Source organism: Streptomyces sp. NPDC020898 (genome assembly GCF_044333925.1).
GTDB lineage: Bacteria > Actinomycetota > Actinomycetes > Streptomycetales > Streptomycetaceae > Streptomyces.
This window is the reverse complement of sequence record NZ_JBIRRV010000029.1, coordinates 64,110-78,562: the sequence shown is the minus strand read 5'-3', so window position 1 is coordinate 78,562 and position 14,453 is coordinate 64,110. Positions and strand designations below refer to the sequence as shown.

12 protein-coding genes and 1 pseudogene are annotated in these 14,453 nt (G+C 72.3%); 8 read left to right on the top strand and 5 right to left on the bottom strand.

The annotated features are described in order from the left end of the window. Positions 1-579 precede the first annotated feature (579 nt). Entirely contained in the window at positions 580-1,464 is an 885-nt protein-coding gene (locus ACH4TV_RS45330; RefSeq protein ID WP_398407310.1) for a sensor histidine kinase, read from the top strand. Continuing rightward, positions 1,458-1,855: pseudogene (locus ACH4TV_RS45325) on the top strand (LuxR C-terminal-related transcriptional regulator); the annotation flags it as partial. The gene ACH4TV_RS45330 and the pseudogene ACH4TV_RS45325, both read left to right, overlap by 7 nt. A gap of 104 nt (positions 1,856-1,959) precedes the next feature. Here the strand turns inward: ACH4TV_RS45325 and ACH4TV_RS45320 are convergent. Beyond that, entirely contained in the window at positions 1,960-2,619 is a 660-nt protein-coding gene (locus tag ACH4TV_RS45320) for a response regulator (protein WP_398407309.1), read from the bottom strand. A gap of 51 nt (positions 2,620-2,670) precedes the next feature. Beyond that, entirely contained in the window at positions 2,671-3,948 is a 1,278-nt protein-coding gene (locus ACH4TV_RS45315) for a sensor histidine kinase (RefSeq protein ID WP_398407308.1), read from the bottom strand. A 205-nt stretch (positions 3,949-4,153) separates the two neighbouring features. Here ACH4TV_RS45315 and ACH4TV_RS45310 point away from each other — a divergent pair, with 205 nt between their 5' ends. The 5 genes from ACH4TV_RS45310 (at position 4,154) to ACH4TV_RS45290 (ending at position 9,996) form a co-directional block, all read left to right on the top strand. Further along, positions 4,154-4,408 carry a hypothetical protein gene (locus ACH4TV_RS45310; protein WP_398407307.1) on the top strand — a complete coding sequence of 85 codons (255 nt, stop codon included), beginning with the start codon at positions 4,154-4,156 and terminating at the stop codon, positions 4,406-4,408. Then, positions 4,405-5,178, top strand: a complete 774-nt coding sequence (locus ACH4TV_RS45305; protein ID WP_398407306.1) for an ABC transporter ATP-binding protein — start codon at positions 4,405-4,407, stop codon at positions 5,176-5,178. Before ACH4TV_RS45310 ends, ACH4TV_RS45305 begins: the two co-directional genes overlap by 4 nt. 21 nt (positions 5,179-5,199) lie before the next feature. Continuing rightward, a complete protein-coding gene (locus ACH4TV_RS45300) occupies positions 5,200-7,749 on the top strand; it encodes an FtsX-like permease family protein (protein WP_398407331.1) in 2,550 nt (849 codons plus the stop codon). A 160-nt stretch (positions 7,750-7,909) separates the two neighbouring features. Next, a complete protein-coding gene (locus ACH4TV_RS45295) occupies positions 7,910-9,427 on the top strand; it encodes an SDR family oxidoreductase (RefSeq protein WP_398407305.1) in 1,518 nt (505 codons plus the stop codon). A gap of 341 nt (positions 9,428-9,768) precedes the next feature. Then, positions 9,769-9,996, top strand: coding sequence for a DUF5133 domain-containing protein (locus ACH4TV_RS45290; protein ID WP_398407304.1), 228 nt, complete (start codon positions 9,769-9,771; stop codon positions 9,994-9,996). Between the two features lie 111 nt (positions 9,997-10,107). Here ACH4TV_RS45290 and ACH4TV_RS45285 read toward each other — a convergent pair whose 3' ends face one another. From ACH4TV_RS45285 to ACH4TV_RS45275, 3 genes are all read right to left on the bottom strand, one after another. Beyond that, positions 10,108-11,526 (bottom strand): DUF2252 domain-containing protein, encoded by a 1,419-nt coding sequence (locus ACH4TV_RS45285; RefSeq protein ID WP_398407303.1) that lies wholly within the window; start codon positions 11,524-11,526, stop codon positions 10,108-10,110. A 310-nt stretch (positions 11,527-11,836) separates the two neighbouring features. After that, the gene (locus tag ACH4TV_RS45280) at positions 11,837-12,250 is read right to left on the bottom strand and encodes an SHOCT domain-containing protein (RefSeq protein ID WP_398407302.1); all 414 of its coding nucleotides are present in this window, start codon (positions 12,248-12,250) and stop codon (positions 11,837-11,839) included. Positions 12,251-12,291: 41 nt separating this feature from the next. Next, on the bottom strand, positions 12,292-12,636 hold the full coding sequence (locus ACH4TV_RS45275) for a carboxymuconolactone decarboxylase family protein (RefSeq protein WP_398407301.1): 345 nt from the start codon (positions 12,634-12,636) through the stop codon (positions 12,292-12,294). Between the two features lie 225 nt (positions 12,637-12,861). Here ACH4TV_RS45275 and ACH4TV_RS45270 point away from each other — a divergent pair, with 225 nt between their 5' ends. Continuing rightward, positions 12,862-14,196, top strand: a complete 1,335-nt coding sequence (locus tag ACH4TV_RS45270; protein WP_398407300.1) for a diacylglycerol/lipid kinase family protein — start codon at positions 12,862-12,864, stop codon at positions 14,194-14,196. Positions 14,197-14,453 lie beyond the last annotated feature (257 nt).

The window sequence follows — 14,453 nt, the reverse complement described above, 5'->3', positions numbered from 1 at the left end:
GCCTGCTCGACGACGCCTCGTCACCGGCACGGGACCTCACCGAGTTCGTCACGCTGGCCCGCACCGGCACCTTTCTGTGCACGGAGCGCGCGCACGGCAACGACGCGGCGGCGCTGGAAACCGTCGCCCGATACGACCGTGAGTGGGACGAGTTCGTGCTGCACACCCCGCACGAGGGCGCGCAGAAGTACATGCCCAACACCAGCCCCGCCGGCGGGCCGAAGAGCGCGGTGGTGGCGGCCCGGCTGTTGGTCGACGACCGCGACCAGGGCGTCTTCCTGTTCCTGACCCCGCTGAGCGACCGCCGGGGGCCCCTCCCGGGTGTCACCGTGACGATGCTTCCGGAGCGTGTCGGCAGCCCGGTGGACCACTGTGTCACCAGCTTCGACCAGGTACGTCTGCCCCGCACCGCCCTCGTCCAGGGGGAGCACGGGAAGCTGTTGCCGGACGGCACCTTCACCAGGCCCGTGTCCCCACATCGGCCGCGGGCACGAACGGCGTCTCTGCCGGAGGGTAGAGAGCGGCCTCGTACCTGGGACCGGTGTAGCGCCCTCGTACCCGCCCTACGCTCGCAGCGACATGGAGACGATACGCAACTGGCTGCTCCCCGCGCTGCTCGCGGCCGCACAGTTCGCCTGGCTGTGGCCCGTGGCCGGCCTGGCCGGCGCGGAGGTGCCCGGGGCGGCCGCACTGGTCGCCGTCCTGGGCGCGGTGGTCGTCGAGACGGCCGCGCTGGGCCGCCGACGGCAGGCGCCGGTCCTGGCCCTGGCCTGGTCCCTCGGCTCGCTCCTGGTGGGCCAAGTGGCATGGCAGGACGGCTACTTGGGGATGGGCGCGCCGATCGCGCTGTACTCGGTCGCGGTCCGCTGCGCCGGGCCCGTGACCGTACGCGCGGTCGCCGCTGCCGTGGGTGCCGAATGGCTTCTGTCGCTCGTCCAGGTCGGAGTCCGGCCCGCGGCCGCCTCGGATTTGGCGCTCGGCGCGCTCGTGTACGTCGTCTGCGTGGGGCTCGGCGAGGCTCGACGGCAGTGGCTCAAGGGGCGGCTCCTCGCGACCCGTCGGCTGGCCGGCGCGGAAGAGACCCGGCGGCGGGCGGGCGACACCGAACGGCGGCGGCTGGCCCGCGAACTGCACGACGTGAGCGCCCATCACCTGACGTCCGTCGTCATCACGGCCGACGCCGCGCGACGACTCGGCGGCAGCAGGCCCGAGTTGACGGCCGAGGCGCTGTCGTTCGCCGAGCGGACCGGCACCGAGACCCTGACGGCGCTGCAACGGCTCGTCGGTCTGCTGCGCGACGTCGACCGTCCTGACCCACGTCCGATGACCGCGCGTATCGAGGAACTCATCGCCGGATTCGGCCGGTTGGGGCGTCCCATCGATGCCGTGCTCCCCGCCGACCTGGCCGGTCCGGCGGCCGAGGCGGTCCACGGGATCGTCCGCGAGGCCCTGACGAAGTCCTGACCACCTTCGACCTCGACGCCTACCTGTACGAGGCGTTGCGCGCCGGGGCCTCGGGTTCCTGCTCAAGGACGCCCTGCCCGAGGACCTGCTGTCCGCGATCCGTGTGGTCGCCGCCGGAGAGGGCATCCTGGCCCCGACCGTGACCCGCCGGCTCATCGACACCTTCGCGCGGGGCGCCCCGCAGCCGCCGTCCGTGACGGGTGCGCTGTCCTCCCTGACGCCACGCGAGGGGGAGGTGCTGCTGCACATCGCGTCGGGCCTGACGAACGCCGAGGTCGGGGCCGCGCTCGGAGTTGCCACGGGCACCGTGAAGACCCATGTGAACGCCCTGCTGTCCAAGCTGGGCCTGCGGGACCGGGCGCAGGCCACGATCCTGGCGTACGAGAGCGGCTGGTCAGGCCGCGCGGAACGGTCTGAGCGCGATTCGTCGTGCGGCCGGCCTTGCGCGGACCCGATCGCACCGCTGTGTGCCCGGGTGTGTGCTCGGGTGTGTGCTCAGGCCGGTCGCCGTAGGTCCTCCAGATACCGCAGGACCGCGGCGACCCGCCGGTCCACCCGGTCCGTCGGTGACAGGTCGAGCTTGGCGAAGATGCTGCGGATGTGCTTGTGGACGGCGCCCTCGGTGACGACGAGCCGTTCGGCGACGGCGGTGTTGCCGAGCCCCTCGGCCATCAGGGCGAGTACGTCCCGCTCGCGGGGGCTGAGCCGGTCGAGGCGGGTGTCCTGGTGGGAGCGGGTGAAGAGCTGGGCGACGACCTCGGGGTCGATGGCGGTGCCGCCGTCCGCCACTCGCCGCAGCGCGTCCAGGAACTCCTCCACCCGGCCGACGCGTTCCTTGAGCAGATAGCCGAGGCCGTTCACACCGCCGGTGAGCAGCTCGGTGGCGAAGGACTGCTCGACGTATGCGGACAGCACGAGGACGGCCAGGTCGGGCCGCCGGCGCCGGGCCTCGACCGCTGCGACGATCCCCTCGTCGGTGTGGGTCGGCGGCATCCGTACGTCGAGGATGGCGACGTCCGGCTTGTGTTCGTCGATGGCGGCCAGCGCCTCGTCGGGGGTGCCCGCGGTGGACACCACGTCGAGGCCCTCGGCGCGCAGCAGCAGGGCGAGGCCCTCGCGCAGCAAGGCGTCGTCCTCGGCGATCACGATCCGCATGTCACGCTCCGCATGCCGGTCCGCATGTCGATCCGCGTATCGGTCCGCATGTCACAGTCCACAGGGGAGTTCCGCCTTCAGGGTTGTCGGGCCGCCGGGCGGGCTGGCCAGGGAGAGGGTGCCGTCGTGCGCCGCGATCCGGCGGCGCATGCCGGTGAGGCCGGAGCCGCCGTCCTCGTCCGCGCCGCCCCGGCCGTCGTCCTCGACGCACAGGTGGAGACGCCCGCCGCGGCTGCGCGCGGTGATGGTGGCGGATGCGGCGCCGCTGTGCTTGGCGATGTTGGTCAGGGCCTCGGCGATGACGAAGTAGGCGGTCGCCTCGACGGAGGCGGCACAGCGTTCGGGTACGTCGACGTCGGTCCGGCACGGCACCGCGCACTCCGCCGCCAGCCCCGAGAGCGCGCCGGCCAGCCCGCGGTCGGCCAGCACCGGGGGCAGGATGCTCCGGGAGACCGTGCGCAGCTCCGCGAGGGCCTGCTCGGCGGCGGACTGGGCGCGTTCGAGGAGCTCGTCGGCGCCCGCCGGGTCGCGGGCCACCATGCGGCGGGCGGCACCGACCAGGACGGTGACGGAGACGATCCGGTTCTGGGTGCCGTCGTGCAACGACCGCTCGATGCGGCGCAGTTCGGTGGCGTGGGCGTCGAGGGCGGCGGCACGGGTGGCGGTGAGTTCGGCGACGCGGAGCGACAGATCCGTCTCCGGCCCGGCCGCCAGGAGCAGACGTCCGGGCCGGGCCTGCGAGCGGGCCATGCCGGGGCCGAGCCCCAGGATGATGGCGATCCAGCCCACGCCCAGCATGGCCACGGCGAGCGCGTCCGGCCAGGCGTGCGCGTCGCCGATGCCCACGGAGGTGGCGGTCGAGTCGTCGGGCAGGAGCTTCCAGTACAGCGGAAAGAGGCTGTCGCGTACGGCGACGAGCGGCAGGAGGACGCCGAGGAGCCCCAGGAGGAAGCCCAGGGTGGCGTGCCGGGCCAGCCAGCGCAGCTCCCGTCGGGTGGTGGGGTCGACCAGGGCGAGCCGTAGTCGCGTCGGCGGAGGCTCCGGGGCGATGACCTCGGGACCCCGGCGGCCGAGCCGGTCGCGCTCCCGGCCGGCCAGGGCGTGCAGCGCGCCCAGGACCGCGGGTGCCATGAGCAGTCCCACCCCGGCCAGGCTCGTCACGGCGGTGACGGCCAGCCAGAGGAGCAGGAGCAGTGCCAGGAAGGCCGTACCGAGCCCGGAGGCGAGTTGGGCGAGCGCGGTGCCGGCCGCACGCGCGGTCCGTACGACGGTGTCCCCGAGGCCCACCCGCCGGTCACCGGCTGCCGTCGGGTCCTGCTGGACCGCCATCCGCTCTCCCCCTCCCCTTGCTGCGAACTGCTGCGAACGACCTTATGACGCCCGTCAGTTCACCGCGGGTCGAGGGCCGGGGTACAGCCTGCTGTACCCCGGACAGGGCGGGCTGCGGGATCGGCCGGGAGGGGTGCCGATCCGTAGCGTCGACGACGTCAGCCGGACCCCCGGACAGACCGCTCAGCACCGCAGGAGAAGCCCCATGGCGACCACCGATCCCTACCGCCTCACCACCCCCGACACCCCCGCCGACGGCCCGCACGAAGCGTCGTCGCCCGGCGTCACCGGCGGGGAGGTCGTCCGTACGCTGCTCTGGATCGTGGTCGTGGTCAGCGCGGTCGCCAACTCGGCGGCCACCTACGCCGAAGCGGACACCTGGGTGCACCTGGCCTGCGGCGTCGTCACCCTCCTCGCCGCGAGCACCCTCGCCGTGCGCCACCTGCGGGGCCGTCGATGAACGCCGCCCTGGCCTGGACCCGCAACTCGGGGACCACCGCCCACGAAGCGTCGACGCCCGCCATCGTCCTGGACCGGGTCGTCAAGGAGTACGCGGGAGGCATCCGTGCCCTCGACGAGGTGTCGCTGACCGTGGAACGCGGCACGTTCCTCGCGGTGATGGGGCCCTCGGGCTCCGGCAAGAGCACCCTGATGCACTGCGCCGCCGGGCTGGACTCCCCGACCTCGGGCAGTGTCCGCATCGACGGCCACGAGATCGCCGGCCTGAACGAGACCCGCCGTACCGAACTGCGCCGGGAGCGCGTCGGGTTCGTGTTCCAGGCGTACAACCTGATCCCCTCGCTCAGCATCCAGGACAACATCACGCTGCCGCTGCGGCTGGCGGGACGTACCCCCGACCACGACTGGCTGCGGACGTTGACGGAGCGGGTCGGTCTGGCCGACCGGCTCACCCACCGCCCGGCCGAACTCTCCGGGGGCCAGCAGCAACGGGCCGCCGTGGTACGGGCGTTGGCGGCCAGGCCGGCTGTCGTGTTCGCCGACGAGCCGACCGGCGCGCTGGACCTGCGCAGCGCCCACGAGGTCCTGGACCTGCTGCGCGACCTCGTCGACGATCTGCACCAGACGGTGGTGATGGTCACCCACGACCCGGCCGCCGCGGCCCGGGCACACCATGTGCTGGTGATGGCCGACGGCCGGGTGGTCGAGGCCCTCGAAGCGCCGACCGCCCCCGAACTGGCCCGCAGGCTCGTCGCGTTGGCGGGGGTCTGAGCCATGTTCGTCAAGTTCGCCATGTTCCGTCTCGCTCTGCAGATGGCCGGACACCGGATCACCGCACTGATCGCCGTGGCCTGCGCGGTTCTCGGCGGCGCGGCCCTGATCACCGGCACCGGCGTCCTGGCCGAGTCCGGCCTGCGCTCCCACCTGCCCGCCGGCCGTCTCGGCGGCGCGGACGTCGTCGTCGCGGCCGACCAGGAGCTCCACCCGAGCGGTGACCTGCCGATCGCGCTCCCGGAACGCCGTACGGTGCCGGCCCGACTGGTGGGCGAACTCGCCGAGTTGCCGGGTGTCACCGGGGCGGTCGGCGACCTCGGATTCCCCGCCGCCCTCGTCGACGCGCACGGCCGGGTCGTGGCGGCCGGGAACCCCCAGGCCGCAGGACACGGCTGGTCCTCGGTGAAGCTGCTGGACGGTGCGCGTGTCGAGGGCAGCGGGCCGGCCGGTTCCGCCGAGATCGCCGTCGACAGCGCTACCGCCGCTGCGGCGGGGGTGAAGGCGGGCGACCGGGTCAAGGTCGTTGCGAACGCCCGGCCCGCCGCCGGGTACCGCGTCTCGGCGGTCGTCGACGCGCCGGGCGCCGGTGTCTTCTTCGCGGATGCGGCGGCCGTACGGCTGTCGGGAAGGGAGAAGGGCGACGGCGGCCCGCGCGCCGGAACCGTCGACCTGATCGGCCTCCGCACCGCACCCGGCGCCGAGGAACAGGTCGCCGCCGAAGTCCGTACGAGGTTGAAGGGCACCGGGCTCGAAACGGTCACCGGCACGGACCGCGGGGACCTGGTGTCGCACGGAGCGGGCGCGTCCCGCTCCCTCCTGATCCTCCTCGCCGGATCACTGTCCGGGATCGTCCTGCTGATCACCGGGTTCGTGATGGCGAGCGCGCTGGCCGTGTCGATCGCCGGGCAGCGCCGCGACCTCGCGCTGATGCGGGCCGTCGGCGCGACTCCCCGGCAGATCAGGCGACTTGCCGCCGCCCAGTCGACCGTCGTCGCGGCCGTGGCCCTCGTACCCGGTGTGGCGCTCGGGTATCTGCTGGCCGGGCAGTTCCGCGGACTGCTGGCGGACCGGGGGCTCGTCCCGCCCGAACTCCCGCTCACCGTCAGCCCGTTGCCCGCCCTCGCGACGATCCTCCTCATGGCCCTGACCGTGCAGATCGCGGCCCGGAGCTCGGCGTGGCGCACCTCGCGGCTGCCCGCCACCGAGGCGGTCGCCGAATCGCGCAGCGAGCCGCGCGATCCGTCGCGCACCCGGACGCGCATCGGCCTCCTCGTCATCGTCGGCGCGACCACCATGTCGGCCGTACCGCTCTTCTCCCCGACGGTTCTCGGCGCGGCGGCCACATCCATCGCGGGCATCCTCGGGGCGATCGGTCTGGCCCTGGCCGGCCCGGCCCTCGTCCGGGCCATCGGGAACGCGGCGGCCCGGCGCACCCGCACCGGCGTCTCCGCACCGACCTGGCTGGCCATGGCCAACGTCCGCGCCTACGCCCTGCGCAACGCGGGGATCGTCAGCACCCTGGCCATGGCGGTCGTGTTCGTCCTGACGTACGCCCTCACCCAGACCACCGTGCTGGCCGCCACCGCCGACGACACCCGCACCGGCACCCTCGCCCAGCAGCGCCTCGACGCGCCGGGCCTGGGCGGACTGCCCGCCGGCACGCTCGCCGACGTACGGGACACGACCGGTGTACGGGCGGCGGCACCGGTGAGCACGACCACCGTGGTGTGGCCGTACAAGATGTTCAACGACACGGTGACCGAGTCCGCCTCCGCGATGATCCTCACCCCGGACGCGTCGGACGTCCTCGACCTCGACGTACGGGACGGCAGCCTGAAGGGCCTCACCGGCGCCACCGTCGCCGTCAGCAGCGACGTCGCCCGCTCGCGCTCCGCGTCGGTGGGCCGACGGGTGGGTCTCGTCCTCGGCGACGGCGCGAGGGTCGACGCCGAGGTGGTCGCCGTCTACGCCCGTGGTCTCGGCTTCGGCTCGGTGGTCCTGTCCCACGACCTGGCGGCCGGCCACACCACGACGGGGCTCGACCAGAGCATCCTGATCCGCACGGACGGCACGGCGACCGCCCGCCAGGCACTGACATCGCTCGCCGCGTCCCACCCGGGCCTGGCCCTCGCGGACACGAACCCCACGTCCGCCGACGGCCTGCAGGACGCACCACCGGAGGTGTGGATCAACCTGGCGACGATCGTGGTCCTGCTGGTCTACCTCCTCCTCAGCATCGCCAACAAGCTCGTCGCCGCCACCGCCCAGCGCCGGGTCGAACTGGCAGCTCTCCGCCTCATCGGCACCACACCCCGCCAGATCCGCGCGATGATGCGCCGCGAGGCAGCGGTGACCGCCGCCACCGCGCTCACAGCGGCTCTGCTGCTGTCCGCCGTACCACTCGCCCTCCTGGGCCAGGGTTTCCTCGGTCACCCCTGGCCGGCGGGCCCGGTGTGGCTGCTGCCCGCCCTCGCGCTCACCGTCACCGTCACGGCCTTCCTCACCATCGAACTCCCCACCCGCCAGGCCCTGCGCACCCCACCCGCCGACGCCCTCCGCGCCCAGTGACCCGGCCCGCGTCGTCGCGACCGTGCGGTTGCGGTGCTCGTCCTCGGCCCCAAGCATGGCCTCAGGGAACAGGGAACAGGGAACAGGGAACAGGGAACAGGGAACAGGGAACAGTGGCAGAGCCCTTCTGAGGGGCACGTTCCGGGAAGACATGAGAGCCATGACGTTTCTTGCGGACGGCCGGCCGCCGCGCTGTCTGGTCACCGGCGCCACCGGTTACCTGGGCGGCAGACTGGTGCCGGAGCTGCTGGCGGCCGGGTACTCGGTGCGCTGCCTGGCCCGCTCGCCCGGAAAGCTGCGGGACCACCCGTGGGCCGGGCAGGCGGAGGTCGTGCGCGGGGACGTGACGGACGAGGAGTCCGTGCGCGCGGCCCTGGAGGGAATGGACGTCGCGTACTACCTGGTGCACGCGCTGGGCACCGGGCGGGGTTTCGAGGACACCGACCGGCGCGCGGCCAGGATCTTCGGTGAACAGGCGCGCGCTGCCGGAATCCGGCGGATCGTCTACCTCGGCGGGCTGACCCCCTCCGGCGTACCCGAGCACGCGCTCTCACCCCATCTGCGGTCCCGCGCCGAAGTGGGCCGGATCCTCCTGGCCTCGGGCGTGCCGACCGCCGTACTACGGGCAGCCGTGATCATCGGGTCGGGTTCGGCCTCGTTCGAGATGCTGCGGCACCTGACCGAGCGGCTCCCCGCGATGGTGACCCCGAGCTGGGTGCGCACCCGCATCCAGCCGATCGCCGTCCGCGACGTGCTCCGGCTCCTCGTGGGCTGCGCGCGGCTGCCGTACGACGTGAACCGGACCTTCGACATCGGCGGGCCGGATGTCGTCACGTACGAGGAGATGATGCGGCGGTACGCCGTCGTCGCCGGGCTGCCGAAACGCGTCATCGTCCCCGTTCCGCTGCTCACCCCCCGGTTGTCCAGCCTCTGGGTCGGTCTGGTCACCCCGGTACCGGGCTCCCTCGCGCGCCCGCTGGTCGAGTCGCTGAAGCACGAGGTGGTCTGCGCCGAGCGGGACATCGTCCGTTACGTGCCGGACCCGCCGGAGGGACCGGTCACCCTCGACCGGGCGATCGGGCTGGCTCTGCGGCGGGTGCGGGACGCGGACGTGGCCACCAGGTGGTCCTCGGCCTCGACTCCCCGCGCCCCCAGCGACCCGCTGCCGACCGACCCCGACTGGGCGGGCGGAAGCCTCTACACGGATCACCGCGAGCGTACGGTCGATGCGTCGCCGCAGGCGCTGTGGCGGGTGGTGGAGGCGATCGGCGGCGAGAACGGCTGGTACTCCTCGCCGCTGGCCTGGTCCGTACGGGGCCGGCTGGACACCCTGGTGGGCGGTGTCGGCCTGCGCCGGGGCCGCCGGGACGCGATCCGGCTGCGGGTCGGCGACAGCCTGGACTTCTGGCGGGTGGAGGAGATCGAGCCGGGCCGGCTGCTCCGGCTGCGTGCGGAGATGCGACTGCCTGGCCTGGCCTGGCTGGAGATGACCGTCGGCCGGGATTCCCAGGGCCGCACGGTGTACCGGCAGCGAGCCCTGTTCCATCCGCACGGCCTGGCCGGTCACGCCTACTGGTGGGGCGTGGCCCCCTTCCACACCGCCGTCTTCGGCGGCATGGCCCGCAACATCGCGGTGGCGGCCGAATCGGCCGCCACTGAACCGGCCCGTATCCACTGAGGGGGTGGCAGGGAGCCGACGGCGTTTCCACCGTTTCCCGCTCTGTGATCACTATGAGGTCTCCCAGAGCCCGCAGGTCACACCCGTCTTCCCTCCAGGACGCCGCTGTGGCACAGCCGTGACACAGCAACACATCGACCGTGGAGGTCAGTTGGCCGCCACACCGCCTGGATCTGTACTGCTCGGCGTCTCGGCGCGCACAAGGACCCGGGATGCCCATGAGCCGGCTGCCCCGCACGAGTGGACCTCGGCATCGTCCTCCAGATGCAGGGAGCGCCGACGGCTGCGACCGTTGGAGTGATATGTCGGACGATCCCCATGCCTTGGCACTGGAGGCGGCCATGACGGTAGTGGCACACCCTTCGCTTCTGCGGGAACTGGTCGAGCGGTGCGAGACGCTCAGACGGCACGCGGTGTCCGGCGCCGGCCCGGAGGTCGCGCGCCGGCTCGAGGACGCGACCTACACGCTGTGCGTGGTCACCGGCACCCGCCAGTTGGATGCGGCACTGTCCGTGGCCCGTCGGCAGTTGGCCGACGCCATGAACCGGCGACAGCCTTTCCACTCCTGAACTGAACGTGCCGGCCCCCGCTCACGGGGTCGACGCCGGGCAGAGGGATCTGGTTGCCCGGCCGGGGCGCGGTACCGGCCGGGCAGGGAACTGAGACTCACGCAGCGCGCATCAGGCCGCTTCGGCCGGGACCCGTCCCGCTTGGATGGCATCGACCAGAGCCTGGTGGTCCTTCTCGTTCTGGTCGGCGTACAGCTCGGAGAAGGTCACCAGCGCACGGTCGAAGGCGCTGCCGCCACCCAGGTAGGCGGCGATCCCGATCCGGTCTCCGGACCTGGCGTGGGCGCGGGCAAGTGTGGCACCGCACAGCCGGCCGAACAGGGCCATCCGCTTCGGCGACATGCTCTCGGCCACGGCGATGCCCTTCCAGTCCCGCAACTGGCGGACGTAGAAGTCCCGCTGCCTGCCGTCCATGCCCGTGACGTGTTCCCAGCCCAGGAAGATGTCGCTGGTGGCCTGCATGAGCCGTTGGCCGGCGACGACACGCTCGCCCTGGGTGGCGAACGTGCTGTTGCCGACGTAAGGCGCCAGAACCGACTTGTCGGCCTCCTTGGCCTGGAGGAACAGGGGGTCCTCGTCGTCCTTGCCGAGCAGCAGGATGATCCAGCAGCGGGTTCCCACACTGCCCACACCGACGACCTTGCGGGCCATGTCGGCGACCCGGTAGCTCTCCAGCAGGAACCGGCGGTCCGTCTGCAGGGTCTGGCCGTAGCGCTCGATCAGCCGGCCGAGCAGCTTCTCCAGCTCGCCGCGTTCGGTGTCCGGCAGCAGATCCTGGAGCCGTACCAGCAGAGGCGGATCGGGAGCGATCTGACGCCTTCCGTCGATGAAGTGGGTGAGCTTGTCGAAGACCTGCAGCGTGTCATGAGCACGGGCCCGCTCCCGGGCCTTGTCAAAGCGATCGCGCGTTCCTGCGCCCAGCAACGGGGCGAACTGCTGCTGGAGCTCGTCCGCGTCGAAGCGGGTGTACCAGACCTCGAGATTGCTGAGTCCCGCGAAGGCCCGCATCCGTTCGCGGTACGACCCCACGGTGGCCCGTACCACGGACGCCCGTTCCTTGGTGCTGAAGCCGTTGGCCCGCCCCGCGATGACGAAACTGGCCGACAGCCGTTTGACGTCCCACTCCCACGGTCCGGGCAGGGTCTCGTCGAAGTCGTTGATGTCGAACATCAGATGGCGTTCCGGCGAGGCGAGCAGCCGGAAGTTGAGCATGTGCGCGTCGCCGCAACACTGCACCCTGAATCCGCTGCGCGGCGTCTCCGCGAGGTCGGCGGCCATGATGGAGGCGGCCCCGCGGTAGAAGCGGAACGGCGCCTCGCTCATCCTGCCGTAGCGGATCGGTACGAGTTCCGGCACGCGCGTCGCGGACTGCTGCTCGATGATCTCCACCGGGTCCGTACGCTTCGGCGGCGGTACGAACTCCGCGTGGCTGGACCGGGGTGCGTCGGCGCGTGCGGCCTTGCCACGGGCGACCCGCTCCTGCGGGGTGAGGTGCCGTGTGTCGACGCCGGAAAGGTGGCTCTCGGTCATTGCGGACCCTCCCTGAGGTGTTGCCCGACGTTCAGGGCTTTCGCGATGCCTGTCAGGGAGGGAGAGGGAGTCGACGCTCCGCATGCTCGGAACGAGGCCGGCGCTGACGGCACGGATGTCGACCGCAGCTGTGGGCACTGTGGTTGACGCCGAACTCGGAGCCGGCCGGTTGCCGAAGCGGATGGTTCAACCTCGTCACGCCAGACCGATCAGGCGTTGTTTACAACATATGTCCAGATCACGCCATCGGCGAGATCGATCGATCCGAGGCGGCGCCCACGGTGTCCTGGCGGGCGCGCGCACGCGCGGGTCAGTGGAGGACCTTCTCCTTGGCCCGGCGGTACTCCTCGTCGGTGAGGTCGCCCCTGGCGCGGATCTCGGAGAGCTTGGCGAGTTCGTCCGCCTCGCTGGTGCCGGCGCTGCCCGCGGTCTCGCGGATGTACCGCTCCGTCTGCTCCCGCTGGGCTCTGACGTGACGCTGTTCGCGCTTGCCCATGTTCTTTCCCCGGGCGATGACGTAGACGAAGACGCCCAGGAAGGGGAGGACGATCGCGAAGACGAGCCATCCGGTCTTGGCCCATCCACTCAGGTCGTCGTCACGGAAGATGTCCACGACGACGCGGAAGAGCAGGGCGAACCACATGATCCACAGGAAGAACCACATGATCGACCAGAAAGCCCCCAGAACGGGAAAGTCGTAGGCCAGGTTCACGCTGCCGCTCATCACTTCTCCTCCGGGTCACGGTTGCCTTGCCGCTGTTCCGGCTAGTGGTCCTCGGTGCTGATTTCGAGCCCGAAGGCTTCGCCGATATTGCGGGCCGCGGACACCACCCGGGCACTCCCCACCACGGGGGCGATCGCCACGAGCGTTCCCTGGACCTTCTCCAGTGGCACGCCGAGTTCCGCGGCGGTGCCGATGTTGAGGAGATAGGAGGGGGCGGAGGCATCCATGGCCACCAGGGCGGCGATACGTGCCAGCAGGTACGTCTCCTCGTCCAACCCGGAACGTTCGAACGTGTCGAGTGTCATCTGGACGATCGTCTCGAATACGGGGGCGTTCGCTTCGGCGAGGGCGGCGACGCCTTGGGCGCCTGTCTCTTGCTGGGCCATGGCTCGATTCCTTCCTGGGGGTGCCGGTGTCGTGCACCTCCATCAGAGTTGGGCCTGCCGCGGACCGCCTCACCCGGAAGGGGTGATCGTCGTAGGACCGCTCCCGTCTGTGCGAGGGGCCCTCTGGCCCTCCGTCCGGAGGATCCCCCCGAGCGGGTGATGCCGGACCGGGTGCAGGCACGGTGGCATGGAGGACCGAGCGCACCCCGCCTGTGGGAGGTCGACATGTCCGGTAGCCGCTCCGCGCTCGCTCCACGCTGGACCGCACGCGTGGCCGTGATCGCGGGCATCGGGGCGATCGTCGTGCTGCTGCTGTTCGCCGGGCTGCACAGCCTGCTGCTCGTCCTCGTGGGGGCCGGCGGGCTGGCGGTGACGGCGGCGGGCGTGTGGTGGGCGCTCGTCCACACCGGCCTGGTCAGGGTGCTGGCCGGGGCGCTGGCTTGCGCCGCCCCCGCCGCCGTCGTCGTGCTGTACATGGCGTCCGGGCTGCTGTGGGTGGTGCTCGTCTCGCTCGCGCTGTGGGTCCTGGCCGTCTTCTGCGGCCGGGTCGCGCTGGCAGGCGCCGAGACCGCCCCGGCACGGACCCCGGAACGCACACCGGCGCCGCCGCGGCGCCCCTACCTGATCATGAACCCGCGTTCGGGCGGCGGCAAGGTCGGCCGGTTCCGGCTGCGGGAGAAGGCCGAGGCACTGGGCGCCGAGGTCTGCGTCCTGGACGTGACGCACCGGCAGGACGTGGCCGCGCTCGCCCGCCGGGCCGCCGACGCGGGCGCGGACCTGCTCGGCGTCGCGGGAGGCGACGGCACACAGGCCCTCGTCGCGGCCGTGGCCGCGGAGCGCGATCTGCCGTTCATGGTGATCTCCGCCGGCACCCGCAACCACTTCGCCCTGGACCTCGGGCTGGACAGGGACGACCCGTCGAAGTGTCTCGACGCACTCACCGACGGCGTCGAACTCCGCATCGACCTGGGCATCATCAACGACCGGGTATTCGTCAACAACGCGTCGTTCGGCGCCTACGCGTCCGTCGTGCAGAGCCCCGCCTACCGCGACGACAAGGCCCGCACCACCCTGCAGATGCTGCCCGACCTGCTGACGCACCAGTACGGCCCGCGACTGGCCGTGCGCGCCGGGGGCGTGACCGTCGAGCAGCCGCAGGCCGTACTGGTCAGCAACAACCCGTACCGGACGGACGACCCGGCGGGGCTGGGCCGCCGGGAACGGCTGGACTCCGGCGTCCTCGGGGTGCTGGGCGTGAAGGTCGACAGCGCGGCGCAGGCGGCGGGGATGCTCCGCGGGCACCGGGCGCCGGGCCTCGCGCAACTGACCGCTCAGGAGGTCGTCGTCGATGCGGACGCGGATACGGTTCCGGTCGGTGTGGACGGAGAGGCCCTCACCCTGTCGACCCCGGTCCGGTGCCGGATCCGCCCGGGCGCCCTGCGTGTACGGGTCCCCCGCGACCGCCCCGGCGTGCCGCGCGGCAGACCCCCGATGGACTGGCGCCGGGTGCGGCGACTGGCCGTGACGACGATCCGGAGGGCCGCGGGACATGGCGGATGACCGTGCGGGATCCGGCTCTCGCACGACCCTGCCGGCCGGGGGCGAGGGCGATCGGCGTGTCGGCCGGACCGGGGCGCGGGTCATGGGGTCGCTCGCCGCCGTCTCCCTGTCACGACTCCTCGACACCTCGTGTTCCTGCTGGAGCGGGCCTCATACGGCAGTTCACCGCGCCCCCCGTACCGACGCCCTGTACTTCGCGGCATCGGGTTCGTCGCCGACCGGGCAACGGCCGGGAAGACGACTCCCGGCACTCACCT

Excerpts from the sequence above, each read along its gene's own strand:
- ACH4TV_RS45330 (WP_398407310.1), top strand. The coding sequence starts at position 580 with ATGGAGACGATACGCAACTGGCTGCTCCCCGCGCTGCTCGCGGCCGCA.
- ACH4TV_RS45320 (WP_398407309.1), bottom strand. The coding sequence starts at position 2,619 with ATGCGGATCGTGATCGCCGAGGACGACGCCTTGCTGCGCGAGGGCCTC.
- ACH4TV_RS45315 (WP_398407308.1), bottom strand. The coding sequence starts at position 3,948 with ATGGCGGTCCAGCAGGACCCGACGGCAGCCGGTGACCGGCGGGTGGGC.
- ACH4TV_RS45310 (WP_398407307.1), top strand. The coding sequence starts at position 4,154 with ATGGCGACCACCGATCCCTACCGCCTCACCACCCCCGACACCCCCGCC.
- ACH4TV_RS45305 (WP_398407306.1), top strand. The coding sequence starts at position 4,405 with ATGAACGCCGCCCTGGCCTGGACCCGCAACTCGGGGACCACCGCCCAC.
- ACH4TV_RS45300 (WP_398407331.1), top strand. The coding sequence starts at position 5,200 with ATGTTCCGTCTCGCTCTGCAGATGGCCGGACACCGGATCACCGCACTG.
- ACH4TV_RS45295 (WP_398407305.1), top strand. The coding sequence starts at position 7,910 with ATGACGTTTCTTGCGGACGGCCGGCCGCCGCGCTGTCTGGTCACCGGC.
- ACH4TV_RS45290 (WP_398407304.1), top strand. The coding sequence starts at position 9,769 with ATGACGGTAGTGGCACACCCTTCGCTTCTGCGGGAACTGGTCGAGCGG.
- ACH4TV_RS45285 (WP_398407303.1), bottom strand. The coding sequence starts at position 11,526 with ATGACCGAGAGCCACCTTTCCGGCGTCGACACACGGCACCTCACCCCG.
- ACH4TV_RS45280 (WP_398407302.1), bottom strand. The coding sequence starts at position 12,250 with ATGAGCGGCAGCGTGAACCTGGCCTACGACTTTCCCGTTCTGGGGGCT.
- ACH4TV_RS45275 (WP_398407301.1), bottom strand. The coding sequence starts at position 12,636 with ATGGCCCAGCAAGAGACAGGCGCCCAAGGCGTCGCCGCCCTCGCCGAA.
- ACH4TV_RS45270 (WP_398407300.1), top strand. The coding sequence starts at position 12,862 with ATGTCCGGTAGCCGCTCCGCGCTCGCTCCACGCTGGACCGCACGCGTG.